This window comes from Shewanella putrefaciens (genome assembly GCF_016406305.1).
Lineage (GTDB): Bacteria > Pseudomonadota > Gammaproteobacteria > Enterobacterales > Shewanellaceae > Shewanella > Shewanella putrefaciens_C.
Genome location: NZ_CP066369.1, coordinates 769,837 through 786,914, shown reverse-complemented (window position 1 = coordinate 786,914; position 17,078 = coordinate 769,837). Strand labels below are relative to the sequence as shown.

The window sequence follows — 17,078 nt, the reverse complement described above, 5'->3', positions numbered from 1 at the left end:
ACAGCTAATCAATGCATTTTTGCCTGCAAACGGCGACAAATAAGGAACAGATTAATGATAAAACTCGGCATTGTGATGGACCCCATCAGTGAGATCAACATTAAGAAAGACTCCAGTTTTGCCATGTTAATGGCCGCGCAGGACAGAGGTTATCAGCTGTTTTATATGGAAATGGCCGATCTTGCCATGGTCAACGGCGTGGCGATGGCCAATATGCGTCCGTTAACTGTCATCAATGATGCGAGCAAATGGTTTGAACTCGGCGAAGCGAAAGACACGCCGATGAGCGAACTCGACGTGATCTTAATGCGTAAAGACCCGCCATTCGATACTGAGTTTATCTACGCCACTTACATGCTTGAGCGCGCCGAAGAGCAAGGCGTGTTAATCGTCAACAAGCCGCAAAGCCTACGCGACGCTAACGAAAAGCTATTCACCGCATGGTTTAGCGAATTTACCCCAGAAACGATCGTGACCCGCGATGCCAAGCGTATCCGCGCTTTCCACCAAGCTAAGGGCGATATCATTCTTAAGCCTTTAGATGGCATGGGCGGCACCTCGATTTTTCGCGTGAAGCAGGATGACCCCAACCTTGGGGTGATCATCGAAACCTTGACCAGCTACGGCCAACAATATGCCATGGCGCAAACCTTTATCCCTGAAATTACTAAAGGCGATAAACGCATTTTAGTGGTCGATGGTGAGCCTGTGCCCTACGCGCTTGCGCGTATCCCAATGAAAGGCGAAACCCGTGGCAACTTAGCCGCCGGCGGAAGCGGTGTGGCGCAGCCTTTATCCGACAGCGATTGGGCGATTGCCCGTGCTATTGGTCCTGAGCTTAAAAAACGTGGACTGATTTTTGTTGGCCTCGATGTGATAGGTGACAAGCTGACAGAGATAAACGTGACTAGCCCAACCTGTATCCGTGAGATCCAAGCGGCATTCGATGTCGACATCACGGGCATGTTAATGGATGCTATCGAAGCACGCATTCAAGCCAAAGCATAAAAATTTACCAGCGAGTTTGTTGATCGTAAGGCGCTTTGAGAACACAAGCGCCCAGCTACTTCTAGGGATCTGATATGAGTTTCACCAAAGCGCCACTGTTACTGCTCGGCACCAGTTTGCTGTTATCTACCCTCTCTTTTGCAGATGAAGCGGGGGCAGATAAAACGGGGCCAACCAAGGCACCGTCGCGACCGAAAAATATCGTCATCATGGTTGGTGATGGTATGGGGCCGTCTTACACCAGCGCCTACCGCTACTACAAAGATAATCCTGACACTGAAGAAGTCGAGCAAACCGTGTTCGACCGCCTACTGGTGGGTATGGCAAGCACTTACCCTGCGGGCGTTAGTGGCTATGTTACCGACTCAGCCGCGGCGGCGACTGCGTTAGCGACGGGAGTTAAGTCCTATAATGGGGCGATTTCGGTCGATACCCAAAAGCAACCACTGCCGACCCTATTCGAAAGAGCTAAATCCCTTGGCTTAAGCACAGGTGTGGCGGTTACCTCACAAATCAACCACGCCACGCCAGCGGCCTTTTTAGCCCATAACGAGAGCCGTAAAAACTACGATGCAATCGCACTCAGCTATTTAGACACCAACGCCGATGTGTTTTTAGGGGGTGGCCAGAAGTATTTTTCACCCGAGCTATTGGCCCAATTCACCGCCAAGGGTTATCAACATATTACTCGTTTTGAAGATCTCGCCACTATCACTCAACCTAAAGTGTTAGGCCTGTTTGCCCAGGTACAATTACCTTGGGCGATTGATGAAAAAGATGCGAAAAAACTCAGCACCTTAACCCAAAAAGCCCTCAGTTTATTGTCGCAAAATGAGCAAGGTTTTGTGCTGTTAGTCGAAGGAAGCCTTATCGACTGGGCGGGCCACAATAACGATATCGCCACGGCTATGGGTGAAATGGATGAATTCTCCAATGCCATTGAAGTGGTTGAGCAATTTGTGCGTGAACACCCCGATACCCTGATGGTGATCACCGCCGACCATAATACCGGCGGCCTCTCGATTGGCGTCGATGGCAACTACAACTGGAACCCCGAAATCCTGCGCAATATCTCCGCCAGCTCCGACACTTTGGCCTTAGCCGCCATCAGTGGCGTCGAGTGGCAAGCCGATCTTGCCCGCGGTTTAGGGTTCGAGCTGACTGAAGAAGAAATCGCCAATTTAAACACCGCCAGAATGCAGGGTGCAGAAACTATGGCAGTGGCGATTCGCCATGTGATTGATAAACGTACCGATACAGGCTGGACCACGGGCGGTCACACGGGCGTTGATGTCCAAGTGTTTGCCGCGGGTCCCGCATCCGAGCTGTTTAACGGCCATCAAGACAATACCGATATCGCCAATAAGATTTTTAGCTTATTACCTAAACCCAAAAAACCTAAAAGCTAAGCGTTAATCGATTCCGTTCATTAAAGACAATCACATAAGGCAACCGCATAATGCAGTTGCCTTTTTTATTGGTTTTTTTATTAGGGATTTTATTAGGTCTTAGTGCAGTGATTCGATGCAAACTGGCTCAGGCGTGAATAACGGGTATAATGCCCACACTTAAGTTTATAGGTGCCTGTAACTGTGTTAACCAATCCATCGCAAGTCATTATTCGTAATCAAGACAGCCTAAGCCAACACAAAGTATTAGTGCTCAATCATGAAGCCGATCTCCTGCCAAAGGCCCTGCTCGATACCGCGGCCTCGGTTGATGCCCTCGCCTTGGATTACCACCATTACTTGCACTTAGCACCGCACGCCAATGCTAAATTGCGGTGCTATTTCGGCCATGAACTGCCGCACCAAGACCCAATAAAATCAGAAAAGTACGATACGGTTATCGTGTATTTCCCTAAGGCCAAACCCTTAGCGCCCTATCTATTTAACCTCGCCGCCAATCATCTTGTGCCTAATGGCCAACTGTTAGTCGTGGGGGAAAACAAGGGCGGGATTAAATCTTTAGTGAAGCTTTTACCTGAGTATTTTGCGACTGGGATGAAACTCGATAACGCCCGCCATTGCCTGCTATTTGGCAGCAGTTTAGAGGGCAGCGCTCCGGCGATGAAGCTTAGCGACTGGGTCAGCCAATATCGACTCACTACGCCACAGGGCGAGGTGACTATCTGCAATCTTGTGGGGGTTTTTAGCGAGAAGCGCTTAGATCAAGGCACCGAACTATTACTGTCGCACCTGCCGACACTCTCGGGCCGAGTGCTCGACTTTGGCTGCGGCGCGGGCGTGATCACCGCCGCACTGCTCAAGGCGCAGCCAAGCCTATCCTTAGAATGTGTCGATATCAATGCGATGGCGCTCGCCTCATGCGAACTCACACTTGCGGCCAATGGCATGACGGCCAAGGTTTATCCCTCCGATGGACTGGCACAAACCACGGGCAAATTTAACGGCATTATCTCTAATCCGCCGTTTCACGATGGCCTCGCCAGCACCACCAACATAGCGCAGAACTTTGTCAGCGACAGTGCTAAACAATTACAACATAACGGTATTTGGCAAATCGTTGCCAACCGCCACTTACCCTATTCGGATACTATTGCCGCCGAATTTGGCCAGTTAAAAGTGACCGCCGAAAACAATAAATACAAACTCTATTACTTCCAGCAAGCTTAACCTTAAGCCCCGCTCACTCAATTATTGAGTGGGGAAAACGTAATTTGTCTCGATTAGGCACCAAGGAATAAACACTCCTTCAGCATAACGAGAATATAGGCGTATCCGATTAGAACGCCTATTTTGAAATCAAAATGCCCCAAAGCAAGACAGTAGAGTTGCGCGCATTGCGCATTAATTGTCATTGCTTCCCCAGTGACACGCCGCCCCTTTATTTAACAAGAAGTATCCATATAGGCTCGACGGCGGCATCTGCTGTATATGGCTCTTGATTACAAGAATCGAATGTTGCGATCACATGGTCAATAATGTTCCAGACATTATAATGACATTCCCCATATCCCTATGGGTCTGATGTGAATGAGCAACCATGTCGCCAACGGTCACTGGTGCAATAATGCCAATCTTAAGTACGAACTCAACTGAGCTTTAGCTAAAAAAATATTGCCACAAAGACTCAAAGAAAGACTTAAAGGTATTAAGTTATATCGTCAGTTGTGCTGCATGCATTGTCATTGTTTCCCCAGTGACTCGCCGTGAATATGTCCTTATAGGCTCGACGGCGACATCCATGTCGCCAACGGTCACTGGTGCAACAATGCCAATCTAAACTACCCCTCTGGCTGTTCATTCAGCTAAAAAGCTGTTGCCCTATTCCGTGTTTAGGCTCATTAACTCAATCGGAAATTTCCTCTCCTGTTGCCCTACAAATTTTCATCTTTTGCCTAATGTTTGACCCTGCCGTAAATCGCCTAACAATGTATGGGTATGCAGTCATATTTAAATCTAGATATTTGGTGGTGATTTGAAGACAAAATCAGTGCGCATTAATTCAATCGGTAACAAATAAAACTCTATAAAATCAATTGACTATATTATCCGAATTTTAGTTAATAGGTTTGGAAACGCGCATGCGCGATTTCCCATATGGTGTATTTAGAAGAATGCTGATAAGTTCATTATATACAGGTAGTTAACTATGCGCGTTTTCACTGGTCCAACGTGGTAAACGCGCAGCGCATAAATACTAAGACGTTATGCCGCTTACATTCACACCTTGGAGGTTTAGCCAATGGGCTTCTATCTGAGAAAAAGCATCAGTGTCGGGCCGTTTCGATTCAATCTATCCAAGTCTGGAATCGGCGTTTCGGCCGGTGTAACTGGCCTTCGCTTTGGCGTCGGCCCACGAGGTAACTACGTTCACATGGGCCGAGGTGGCCTTTACTATCGCGCTACGCTTCCTCCATCTTCGTCGCCCCGTAACTCACCATCTCAGCCACTTCCGCCGTCGGCTCCTGAGATACCACCAGGAACTCATGCTCCATTGGAGGAAATAGAATCCGCCGATGTTTCTCAAATCGTCGATTCGTCATCCCGAGAGCTTCTAGACGAGCTAAATCGAAAGCGCGCCAAGATTCGCCTGTGGCCTTTCGTTGCATTTGTCTCAGTTGTGGTGCTTTGTCTTGGCGTATCTTCAGGCTGGCCTACCTGGCTCGTCGCCACGCTTGCAGTCGCCGCAGCTGGCGGTACGTATGCAGCCCATACGCGAGATGCCCTACAAAAAACCGTCGTCCTCTTCTATGACTTTGACCCCGACATGGAAGCCGCCTACGCCAAACTTCACTCGGCCGCGAGCCAACTTTCCAATTGTGCGTCGGCTTGGCATATCGAGGCGTCCGGAAAAGTACATGATCGAAAATACCATGCGGGAGCAAGCGATCTTGTCCGCCGAAAGAGCACATCCATTCGTAAGGCTGAGCCACCATACGTCAGGACAAACATTGAAACCGTCGCTGTTGGTGTAGGTCGTCAAACGCTTCACTTTTTCCCTGACCGCGTTCTCGTATATGACCAGAACGGCGTGGGTGCCGTTGGCTATCAAGAGCTGCGCGTTGACGTCGGCGCAACCCGATTCATCGAAAGCGAGTCAGTTCCGCGAGATGCCGAGGTAATTGACCGAACGTGGAGGTACGTCAACAAGTCCGGTGGACCCGATAAACGATTCAAAGACAACAAGGAACTGCCCATCTGCCGATACGAGGAAGTGACTCTGTCGAGCCAGTCTGGACTCAATGAAGTGCTTCAATTGTCCCGGTGTGGTACCGGAAGCGGTTTCGCTGAAGCCATTTTTTTGCTGGGCAAGAGCATGCCAAAGGAAGGTGCCTGTGTCGCACAACCGGCATAACCCTGCGATCCACCGGACGCTGCGCAGCGCCGGTGACCTCCACGTTATCTCCATAGAAATTTTAATCCGAAACTCAAAAATTAGAGTTGGGAATCTAACACGCTATTGTCCCAAAACGTGCTGTGTATTTCTTTAAAACTTACAGATTACGCTAATGCTAAAAAGGCTAGCCATGGTGATTAGCGAGACGACCGTCCGCCCCATGGACGGGGCGGTCGAGCATCCAGGGATGATGAGATGGACACCTCTTGTAAAGTAGGCGTCATTAACGCCATATTGAATCTGCAAGCTCAATATCAACAAAGGTGTCCACTATGAAAATTACTCTAATTGGTATCGATTTGGCAAAAAATGTTCTCCAGGTTTGTGGTGTTAATCAAGCAGGGAAAGCCGTATTTAATCGCACAATTAAACGCACCCAACTATTAAAAACGCTTGTTCAATATCCCGATGCTGTCATTGCTATGGAAGCCTGCAGTGGCTCAAATTATTGGGGCAGAGAACTTATCTCTCAGGGTTTTGAGGTCAGATTAATTCCACCACAACATGTGAAACCATTCGTGAAAGGGAATAAAAATGACCGCAATGATGCTTTTGCTATATGTGAAGCGGCTCAACGTCCTAACATCATCTTTGTTAAACCAAGATCTTTAGAGCAGGTCGATGTGATCATAAGCCATCGGATCCGAGAGCGCCGTATTAGGGTCAGAACGGCATTAACTAATCAGATCCGTGGTTTATTAAGTGAATATGGCATCGTTATCCCTAAAGGTCGTGATCCACTTAACCTAGCACTTCCTGAGTTACTCGAAGATGCAAGTAACTCGCTTACCACTATCGCTCGTCGGTACATCAGGGAATTGCTCGATGAGCTTTATGCCGTAAATGCTTCGATTAAGTCATTAGAAAAAGATATTCGGATACAAGCAATGAATCATCCAGATACCAAACGGTTAACCGCAATACGAGGTGTCGCTGAGATTATTGCCACAGCAGCGGTATCCTTTGCTGGAGATGGCTCCAGTTATCAAAATGGTCGACATTTTTCTGCCAATTTAGGGCTCGTTCCAAAAGAGTTTTCAAGTGGTGGAAAACAGAAATTAGGTGGCATAACCAAGCGTGGTAACAGCTATCTAAGGCGTCAGTTAATTCAAGGTGCATGGTCTGTCATACGCTACGCAACAAACAACGATGATAGGCTGTCTGTATGGGCGAGAAATATCATTGAACGAAGAGGCAAGCAAAAAGCAGCCGTGGCAGTTGCAAATAAACTGGCGAGGATAATTTGGGCGATGCTCTACTATAAAACAGAGTACAGACCCTGTTAACTAAATGAAGCAATAACATACCCTAAAAAACCGAACGCAATTAATGAAGTAACAGGTAATACCGGCCTTTGCAAATGCTGAGAGAGTATAAGGAGTTATAACTCCGAAGGGACGATAAGCAGCAAAGGCGCGGTTCTCATTAAGGCCAGAGAGCAAAGATTCTCACGAACAGGTCGGATATACGTACGCAGTATTACTTTCTGTTACTCAAAAAGTGGTTGATCTATTCGAGGTGTCCATATAGGACTTGCTGCGTGTCGACGAGCGAGCACCATGGCAAGCCTGCGTTAGTGGATATCAGCCAACGAATATGCGGGGTCAGTGTAAATTAATCTGGTTACCATAACTTTGCTAATGCTATTACTCACCTTTAGTGCATTAAATCTAGCGCGTTTTGACCCAAAACGAGCTTAGTAAGGTTCTTAAGTCTACAGGCTACGCAAATGCCCAAAAGGTGAACCAGGGCGGTTTGCGAGACGACCGTCCGCCCCATTGTAGTGGCATAGTGAATGCCAAGACTCATCTATAAATCAGCGCTTAAAGAGCTAAGCTCCCAAGTTTCCCCCTTCAGCAGTACTATCCAATCCATTTTTTACACTCTGCTGTCCCAAAGTCACTATGCCACTACAAACAAGAGATTTAAAACGCAGCAATAGTAGCTTGAGACAGAAACCCTATCCCCTTAATAGCTCTCAATAAAGTCGTGATGTGCAACCGTACACTTGCTGCTGTCTAGACAAGCTTTTTATGGTTTTGTGAACAGTATCAAATGCAGTAAGCGCTAAATTATCAGGGGGTTTTGCCCTATCGTTCTAATCCCTAACATACGGGCTAGCGTTGTAAAGTTTAATTTTTTGTTAAATTCAAACATCAACCAGCTTTATGTTCATGCTGGTGAGCAAGTGAAAAACCAAAGGTAACACTAAGTTACCGCCAATAACTCTAATAAAAGCGAGTTAAAAACCAGCAGGTAGACTATTTACAATAAAATAACAACATTTGCTGTTTTTACAGCCAAAAAAGGCTTCTTTGCGCAAAGTCTCTACTGTTATACTCAAGCCAGTGTCGCACATAATAATAAAATTAATGGGTAGGAAGCTCTTTATGTTGGACCCTGAACTCCTTGAGCTAAACAGTGATAAAACCAAGGCTGAACTCCGCCTTATCCCCAATGTCCATGGCCCAGTCACCCATGATGACATCATGCGCCTATTATCTTTACCTGAATTTTCATCCCTGTTTCCACTAGAGCCAGCGATCGCTAAAGCCATAGCCCAAATCAACTCACTCTGTCACCAGGACGATGGTAAGTTTGAGCTATTTGCGGTACTGGCCGAGCGACGCGATGGCACAGTCACGATTGAAATCAGCCCTGATAAAATGCAAGCCACTATGATTTTAACCGCCCCCTGGGGAGGAAAATCCGTCGACTTACCCGAGATCCTGACTCAACTAAAAAAACACAATGTGTGCATGGGTTTAAGTAAGCTCAAAATCCAAGCGCTGCAACAACAACTCAGTAAACTCAAACCAGGCGAAAGTTGTCAGAGTGAAATTGCCCATGGCAAGCTCCCTGTCAATGGTCAAAATGCGCTGCTTGAGCGTAAAGTATCCCTAGCAAGGGAACGTTTACTTCAGCCACAGGAGCGTGAAGACGGCAGTGTCGATATGCGTAACCTTGGCTCGATGATCATGGTAAAACCCAACGACCTGTTAATGATCAAACACCCAGCGACCGAGGGCACCCCCGGCTATAACATTCAGGGTGAAGTCCTTAACCAAAAACCGGGTAAAGACATTGTTCTTCAAGCGGGTACAGGCACAGATTTTCATCCAAAGGACCCCAATAAACTGATTGCGACAGTCTCAGGCCAGCCCGTTGAAACCCGCACCGGGATGAATGTGGATGATGTACTGCAACTTAAAGATGTGGATATCAGCACTGGCCATGTCACCTTTAAGGGCAGTATTTTAATCACGGGTGATGTCCACGAAGGCATGCTAGTCAAAAGCTCCGGCGATATTACCGTCATGGGATTTGTCGACTCGGCAACCTTAGAAGCCGATGGCGATGTCACAGTGAGTAAAGGGATCATTGGCCGGCAAATTAAAGCCAACGAATTTTCTACCACTATTCGGGCCCAGGGGCATATCAGTGCGCAATTTGTGCAATATTCCCACTTAGTTGCTAAGGGCAATATCTTAGTCACTAAACAACTGTTGCACAGTAACAGTAAAACTAGCGCAAACCTGACCGTCAGCGATCCCAGCGGACGCAGGGGCGACTTAGTCGGAGGAGTCGCCCATGCGGAAAAAGGCATCACCGCCGTTGTTATAGGGGCGACCGCAGGCACCAAGACCGAAATTTTTTGTGCTATGACCCAAAATGACCTTAAACAAGATCTTAAACAGCTCGATGAGGGCGTTAAGGCTATGGTTGTCGCCAGTTTAGATATCGAATCGCGCCTTAAAAAGCTACCACCTAAGTCTGAATGGCAAAACGATCCCGTGATGATCGAGCAAATCAAAATGATGCTCGATGAGAAAAATCGCATTCTCGATGAGCGCACCCGGGAGGAACTGGAATTCGACAGCCTAAAACAGGAAGTGGAAGGCTACTATGAAAAGTACCGTATCGATGTGCTCAAACACGTATTCCTCAATGTGGAATTCCATATAGGCCCAGCGAATCATAGAACGACCCGTGAACACGGCACTTGCAGTATTGCCAATGTTAATCAAGAGATTAACTTCGACTATAACGCCAAAGCTAAGGCTGCAGCCCCAGCCAATTAATGAATTGAACCTCATGATGCACCATTACTGGGTATTGAGTGTTCTCCAATTCAAAGCCGCCAGCTAGACTCAAGCATAAGGCGCAGGAATTTTCCCTGCGCCTATATCAATTCATTCTCAGCGTGGCATACTGCCAAACTAGGGGTAGCGGAACTGTATTTACAGGTATCCTTATATTTTCTCTGTAGTAATAGCAGCCTTCTGCGCACCGAAAAGTTTAACAACCTCCCCAATAACCCATGGAGCAATAATGACCTGCGTGAAAATGTCGGACATTGAATGGCCCGCCGTCGTCAAACTATCCCAAAATGATGAGTTACTTTACCTCGCCCACCAGCGGGATTGGTTAGAACTCGCCTGCCTGTACCAACATCACTTTACCGAGGAAGATCAATTGCTCGACAGCGCTGGGCACCGCTATCTGATCAGTGCGAACCCGCGCACAGTGCACGAAGATCCCGTAGGTGAACTGCCCCAATTGTTACAGCAGGAGCAAAACCTGTCCCTGACCGACTTTATTAAGTGGGTACAAAACCATGCCACCGCCCAAGGTCAGTGCTGTGTCGCTAAGCTTGCGTTTACGACCATAGGCCAAGGAATGGAAATTGTGCGTACCTTAGAAGAATAACGGCGGCCCTAAAAAGCGACAAATAACGAGATGACCCTAAAAGCTAATATCCTCGCCGTAAATTCACAGGCATAATTTATAACGAACAAAATTTCAGATCTGCAGTAACGGACGCTTATTTACGTCCCCAAATACCCATACAGTGACGCGGCGCGCCCGCTAACAAGTCACACAGATCACGAACAAATGGAACCGAAATTGGAACTACTTAAGATTGACTGCTTAGGCAAACAACTGCGCTTAGAAGGCTCACTCGCAGGCTGGCAACAACTCTTCTGGGACAACAACTTAGTCTCGCAAAAGGCGGCTTCTGTCGATAATGGCGGCCTAAGAGTCCATGAATTTGAACTCACCCAGCATCGCCAGCCACTGGCGGTTGAACCGGGCGAGCCGAGCAGTCTAGACACCAAAATCATTATTCGCCTCGAAACCGATCTAGTATGGCAACCCTTTCGCCTCGACTATCGCCTGTTACAGGATGATGAAGTCATCGCCCAAGGCTCGCGCAGCGAGAAAGATATTGAGCGGCAAACGCCTGAAGTCCCTCCGGTTAAGCAACAAAAAATCAGCCTAGTCGGGCTCGCGTCCCTCGGTTTTAAGCTGCTAAAAAGCGCAAAAGTCATCAAAGTCGTATTAGCGGGCGCCAGTGTCGCCGCCTATTCTTGGCTGTTTTCCTTCCAATTTGCCCTCGCGCTTATCGCCTGTTTGGTCTTCCACGAATACGGCCATATCCGCGCGATGAAATATTTCGGCATGAAAACGAAGGGAATTTACCTTATTCCCTTTATGGGGGGACTCGCCCTCTCCGATGAAAAGATCAACACCCGTTGGCAAGATGTAGTGATTTCCATCATGGGGCCTACCTTTGGGCTTTTCATGTCTATTGGTTCACTCATCGCTTACCATGCCACTGGCAACGTGTTTTTTGCTGGCCTTGCCGCCTTTAACGCTCTGCTTAACCTATTTAATTTATTGCCTATTTTGCCACTCGACGGCGGCCATATTTTAAAGAGCATCAGCTTTTCGATGAACAGCATTATGGGCTTGGTCGCCTGCGCCGCGGGGGCCGCCTTCGGTGTGTATATCAGCTACACCTTAGGCCTAGCGCTATTGGGATTTTTGCTATTGATCGGCAGTTTAGAAATCATCTTCGAGTGGCGAACTCGCCATCAAAGCCACCTATTGCCATTAGACAGATATGGGCAAATCTTCTCCACTATCTGGTACTTGCTTACGGTTGGCGCGTTAGTCGGTATCATCTGGCACTTAGCTGGCACGGGCGATGATATGCTCAGCCTGCCACTGCAAATATTGCGCAGCTAGTCCGTTTAACCTCTGGGCGTCAAGCGCTGGATGTAGAGTAAAAGGTGTAAAGCACAGGATGTAAAGCACTGGCTCAGAACGAATCCCGAGCGATGCACAAACAAAAACCGCTATTAATAGCGGTTTTTGTTTTTCTGTGCGCACTGTTTTTCTAACGTGCGGCTATTCCTTTACTAAAGCGCTGCTATTCCTTGGCCAAAAGCGGGGCGATATCACTGCCCCCAAGGGCTTGATACAAGGTTGCTTGGGCGGTGAGTTGATTGTAACGATTCTCGAGCAAGGCGGCCTCGGCGCTGCGGCGATTCTCCTGGGCATCAATCCAATTTTGAATACCGATAGCACCGTTGCGATATTGGCTCTCGTAAATAGCTTCAACGGCCGCCGCCGCACTAAATTGCTGCGCCAACTTATCCCCTTGATAACGATATTGCTGCTTAGCCGAAATCGCATTATCGACATCCTCAAAGGCGGAATAGAGGGTCTTACGATAATTCACTACCGCGGTTTGATAATCGATATCGGCAATGTCGTTATTAATTTGCATTTGATTCCACTGCAAAAATGGCAAGACTAGCCCCGCGCCTAAACTGCCAACGGGGTTGCGCAATAGCTCCTTTAACTCCGAGGTCGACTCACCGACACCCGCCGTTAAACTTAAGGTAGGAAAGTAGCTCGCATAGGTCGCATCTTTACCGGCAAGCGCCGAACGCAATTGATATAAAGCCGCCTTCACATCGGGGCGCCTTACTAATAAATCAGCAGGAACCCCTACGGCCACCTCGGGCACTGCCACCTCGGGGAGGCGCTTTATCTCGACCAAGGTTTCCCCCGGCGCGCGATTTAACAAGATAGCGAGGGCATTTTCAGCCACGGTTAATTGCTGCACTAGCTGGCTATGGGCCGCTTCCTGTCCCGCCAGGTTGCGCTGTGATTCAAGCACATTAACCTGTGTCACGGCGCCGGAATCATACTGCCTTTGGGTTAAGGCGAGCGTCTGCCGGCTGTATTCGATGCTTTTCTCGCTTAACTCAATCCGTTGATGTAAATAACCAATTTGCCAATAGAGGGATGCCGTTGTCGCGACTAGGCTTTGGGTCGTACTTTCCCTATCTTCGGCGCTCGCCAGTGCCGCCCATTGGGCTTGATCTATATTGGCCGACACTTTCCCCCACAGATCCACCTCATAGCTGACGGACAAGTTGGCTTGATAACTCTGAGTCCCATCGCCACTCTCGAGCAGTTGATTACGGGAGGCCCCCAAATTTGCCGATAACTGCGGGTACAAGTCATCCTGCGCCAACCCTGCCTGTAGGCGGGCTTTACGCAATGTTAAAGTTGCTAAGGTTAAGTCATTGTTAGTGCTCAATACTTGGATAACTAACTTATCCAGTTCAGCTTGATGAAACTGCTGCCACCAGGGGTCGAGTTGCACTTGCTCGTTCACTGTGATGTTTGGCCAATGGGCAGGAATGGCCAGCGCGGGCGGTTCAAAGTCCGAGCGCATAATACTGCCACAACCACCGAGCAGGGCGATTCCTAATGCCGTGCCCAATACAGGGCCTAGGGCAATAGCACTGTGATGAAGTGAAAAGTGTCGATTAAAAATTTTAGATTTCATGGTGTTATTACTCTCTGGCTAATGCATCAACGGGATCTAAACGCGCCGCATTGCGGGCGGGTAAGAAACCAAACAGCACACCAATTAAGGTCGAACAGGCAAAGGCGGCAACGATGGAGGTGGTGGAGTAGATCATTTGGAAGCTTCCCCCGGTTTGAGCAAACACCACACCAATCAAATAGGCCAAGGCGATACCCAGCGCGCCACCACAGAGACAGACGAGTACCGCCTCGATAAGGAACTGGCGCAAAATATCACTCTGGCGCGCCCCCACCGCCATGCGCACCCCAATTTCGCGGGTCCGCTCGGTCACTGAAACCAGCATAATGTTCATCACACCTATACCGCCCACAATCAAAGAGATCACCGCTATCGCCGAGATCAGTAAGGTCATAGTCGCAGTGGTTTTTTCGATATTTTGCCTAATGGTATCGGTATTGATAGTGAAAAAATCCTGCGTGCCGTGGCGCATTTTAAGCAGGGCAATAATCCCCTGCTCCGCCGCATTACTCGGCACAGTTTCATCGAGCCGCACTGTAATCCCATCCAAATAGTTTTTACCCACCATACGCCCAGACACCGTCGTATAAGGCACCCACACATTGAGCGCATCGCTATTCCCAAAGGCGCTTTCTTTGGGCTGAGTCACGCCGATAATACGCACGGGTAAATCCCCAAGGAAAATCACTTGGCCTATCGCCGATTGATTCGCGCCAACACTGTTTGGGAATAGCTCTTTACGGGTGTTATCGTCGATCACTGCATCTTGGGCGAGTGATGCAACGCTGGCATCATCCCAAAACTGCCCTTGGGCTAACTCATAGCCACGTACCCGAAAGTATTCTGGCCCCACCCCAGTAACAGATGAAGTGACGGCTTTATTGCCATAACGTATCGTGACGCTGGACCCAATACTTGGGGTCACGCTATCGACATAGGGTAGATTTTTAAGGGCGTTGGCATCATTCGCCGTTAAGGTCCGCACCTTGGCCGAGCGCCGATCGCCAAAGCCAGAGCCGGGGCGAATATCGATAGTATTAGTGCCCATCGAACTAATGCTTTTAAGGATTTCCTGCTGCGAACCTTCACCTAGGGCCACCACTGAAACCACTGAAGCTATGCCGATAATAATCCCAAGCATAGTGAGGAAAGTGCGCAGCCTATGGGTCGACATAGCTAGCAAGGCCATTTTAAGCGCCTCGATATACCTATCCCAGGAGGCCACACGGGCACGGCGATCACTTTTGAGCTCAGCATTTATGCTGACGTTAAGCGCAGAATTTGCGGCAGTAGGTCCGGCTATAGGTGTAGGTGTAGCTGTAGCCGCATGAGGTTCAGCGCCAGCGGAATGCTTTTTGTCTAGATGACGCTCATCGCTGATAATCTCGCCGTCTTTAATCTCAATAATACGGTCGGCATATTGGGCCACATGCATATCGTGGGTCACAATGATGATGGTATGGCCATCACTGTGCAGCTCCTGCAATAACCGCATCATCTCTTCGCCACTGTGGCTATCCAGCGCGCCTGTAGGCTCGTCGGCGAGGATCACATCGCCACCATTCATCAAGGCACGCGCCACACTGACCCGCTGCTGCTGGCCACCGCTAAGCTGATTGGGTTTATGGTCGAGCCTGTCACCAAGGCCTAAACGCGTTAATAACCGCTCGGCCCTGTCTTTGCGAATGACGCGATCCTTACCCGCATACACGGCGGGCACTTCGACGTTACCTATGGCATTAAGATCGCCAAGCAAATGATAACGCTGAAAAATAAAACCAAAGTGTTCACGGCGCAGCTGCGCAAGCTCATCGACATCCATTTTTGAGGTGTCTTGACCATCGATAAAATACGCCCCCTTGGATGGTTTATCCAAACAGCCAAGAATATTCATTAGGGTCGATTTACCCGAACCTGAGGCGCCCACTATGGCCACCATCTCGCCACGCTCAATCGACAAATGCACATCTTTTAACACTGTGAGTTGCTGCTCACCCGCCTGGAAGGTGCGGTAACAACCTGAAATCTCAAGTAATGCCCTTGTCACTGTTAAAACCTCACGCTAGGTGGGCGGCGGGTTTGGCTGCTACCAGTAGATGGCATGCCGATAACGACAAGATCGCCCTCTTTTAAGCCAGTGATAATTTCGGCATTGATTTTATTGTTGATCCCAACCGTCACATCCACATATTCCACGCGATTATCCACTAGCACAGGCACTTGATACTGTGGGCCGCTGCCGGCGTTAGACTTGTTAAGCGCTTGCGCGTTTGGCTTAATACGAAGGACCTGTGAGGGCACCAGCAACGCATTATCGGCCTTAGCTAATACGATAGAGATCTGCGCCGTCATACCGATACGCAATGTTCTATCGGGGTTTTCCACATCGAACAGACCATGGTAGTAAATAGCATCCGAGTCGCTCGAACTCATATTACTATCATCGCCATCCATTGAGGTCGGACCGGGTTCTATCGCCCTTAAAATGCCACGGTAGGGATGGTTAGGTTTCCCTAGAATGGTGAAATACACCGCCTGTCCGGGCTGAACATTGACAACATCCGCCTCTGAAATCTGCGCTTTGACCGTCATAGTATCGAGCTGCGCCATTTCGACTATGGTCGGTGTCGTTTGGTTGGCGTTAACGGTTTGGCCCACTTCGACTGCGGAGTAGACGACAGTGCCATCCATAGGTGCGGTGATCTTGGTATAGCCCAAGTCGATTCTGGCACTGTCGACATTAATTTCAGCCTGTTGTTTTTGCGCCTCTAATTGCTCAAGCTCGGCTCGATAGACAGTTAAATTCGCTTCGGCAGCCTCATAGTCGGCACGGGAGCTCGCCCTGTCGGCAAGCATTTCTTGCTGACGAATAAATTCAAGCTCAGCCTGATGGATCTGCGCCTGTTTGGCACGATACTGGGCATTAATGCTCTTCAAGGAGGCGAGCGCTTCTTTTAAATTATTCTGTTGGGCAAGGCTATCAATTTGAGCGATCAAATCGCCTTTCTTCACCTCATCCCCCAATGCCAGTGGCAAACTTTGGATCTGCCCCGACACCTGAGCACCCACATTCACCAACTTGGACGCCTGTAACATGCCATTGGCTAACACTGAGTTTTCAATATCACCACGGTGTACGGGCTCAGTCACATAGACAGGTGCAGGCTCGGGCGTATACCAGAGGAAAAATGCACCACAACAGAGGAGGATAAGGCCGCTCAATGCGAGCAGCAGTTTACGCTTTGAGGATTTTTTCATGGGTATTGTCGTGTCCATCGATACTAAAAACAGCAAGCATTGATCTTGCAAGAGTACGAAAATTGTCTCGACAGTATATAGAGTTAGCTCACGGCAGTAGACGAAGGAAGTGTCGTAAATAGGTAAAGATTTGCAAATATCCGTGTAGAAATTTACCAGCCAAGCACAGCTGAGTGGGATTCCCCATACCCGAGCAGAGGGGATCAACAGTCATTCCCCTCTTGGATCTCCCTTGCCACAATAGCGAGATTAAATACTTTGATTAGTAGCTTCGTGCTTTTTAAAAAATAGCGAATCA

At 48.6% G+C, this 17,078-nt stretch carries 11 protein-coding genes and 1 pseudogene; 9 read left to right on the top strand and 3 right to left on the bottom strand.

The genetic code is table 11. The features are described 5' to 3' along the window. Window positions 1-54: 54 nt before the first annotated feature. The 9 genes and pseudogenes from gshB to JFT56_RS03410 all read left to right on the top strand — a co-directional run bounded on the left by gshB (window position 55) and on the right by JFT56_RS03410 (window position 11,904). On the top strand, window positions 55-1,008 hold the full coding sequence (gene gshB / locus JFT56_RS03445; protein WP_198782321.1) for a glutathione synthase: 954 nt from the start codon (window positions 55-57) through the stop codon (window positions 1,006-1,008). Between the two features lie 74 nt (window positions 1,009-1,082). Next, complete coding sequence (locus JFT56_RS03440) at window positions 1,083-2,417, top strand: alkaline phosphatase (RefSeq protein WP_198782320.1); 1,335 nt, start codon at window positions 1,083-1,085, stop codon at window positions 2,415-2,417. 183 nt (window positions 2,418-2,600) lie between these two features. Beyond that, the gene (locus JFT56_RS03435) at window positions 2,601-3,644 is read left to right on the top strand and encodes a methyltransferase (protein ID WP_198782319.1); all 1,044 of its coding nucleotides are present in this window, start codon (window positions 2,601-2,603) and stop codon (window positions 3,642-3,644) included. Window positions 3,645-4,716: 1,072 nt separating this feature from the next. Further along, a pseudogene (locus tag JFT56_RS20065) lies at window positions 4,717-4,815 on the top strand (DUF4236 domain-containing protein); the annotation flags it as partial. 153 nt (window positions 4,816-4,968) lie between these two features. Then, on the top strand, window positions 4,969-5,829 hold the full coding sequence (locus tag JFT56_RS03430; RefSeq protein ID WP_233095564.1) for a hypothetical protein: 861 nt from the start codon (window positions 4,969-4,971) through the stop codon (window positions 5,827-5,829). Between the two features lie 314 nt (window positions 5,830-6,143). Further along, on the top strand, window positions 6,144-7,157 hold the full coding sequence (locus tag JFT56_RS03425; protein WP_198780376.1) for an IS110 family transposase: 1,014 nt from the start codon (window positions 6,144-6,146) through the stop codon (window positions 7,155-7,157). Window positions 7,158-8,261: 1,104 nt separating this feature from the next. After that, complete coding sequence (locus JFT56_RS03420; RefSeq protein WP_198782317.1) at window positions 8,262-9,953, top strand: DUF342 domain-containing protein; 1,692 nt, start codon at window positions 8,262-8,264, stop codon at window positions 9,951-9,953. 250 nt (window positions 9,954-10,203) lie between these two features. Next, window positions 10,204-10,581, top strand: coding sequence for a DUF4144 domain-containing protein (locus JFT56_RS03415; RefSeq protein WP_198782316.1), 378 nt, complete (start codon window positions 10,204-10,206; stop codon window positions 10,579-10,581). Window positions 10,582-10,767: 186 nt separating this feature from the next. Then, the gene (locus tag JFT56_RS03410; RefSeq protein WP_198782315.1) at window positions 10,768-11,904 is read left to right on the top strand and encodes a site-2 protease family protein; all 1,137 of its coding nucleotides are present in this window, start codon (window positions 10,768-10,770) and stop codon (window positions 11,902-11,904) included. Window positions 11,905-12,088: 184 nt separating this feature from the next. Here the strand turns inward: JFT56_RS03410 and JFT56_RS03405 are convergent, their stop codons facing one another. Genes JFT56_RS03405 through JFT56_RS03395 form a run of 3 tightly spaced genes read right to left on the bottom strand, consistent with a single transcriptional unit; the run spans window position 12,089 to window position 16,780 of the window. Beyond that, on the bottom strand, window positions 12,089-13,522 hold the full coding sequence (locus JFT56_RS03405; protein ID WP_198782314.1) for an efflux transporter outer membrane subunit: 1,434 nt from the start codon (window positions 13,520-13,522) through the stop codon (window positions 12,089-12,091). 7 nt (window positions 13,523-13,529) lie between these two features. Next, window positions 13,530-15,569, bottom strand: coding sequence for a MacB family efflux pump subunit (locus JFT56_RS03400; protein WP_198782313.1), 2,040 nt, complete (start codon window positions 15,567-15,569; stop codon window positions 13,530-13,532). A gap of 2 nt (window positions 15,570-15,571) precedes the next feature. Further along, window positions 15,572-16,780, bottom strand: coding sequence for an efflux RND transporter periplasmic adaptor subunit (locus JFT56_RS03395; protein WP_198782312.1), 1,209 nt, complete (start codon window positions 16,778-16,780; stop codon window positions 15,572-15,574). Window positions 16,781-17,078 lie beyond the last annotated feature (298 nt).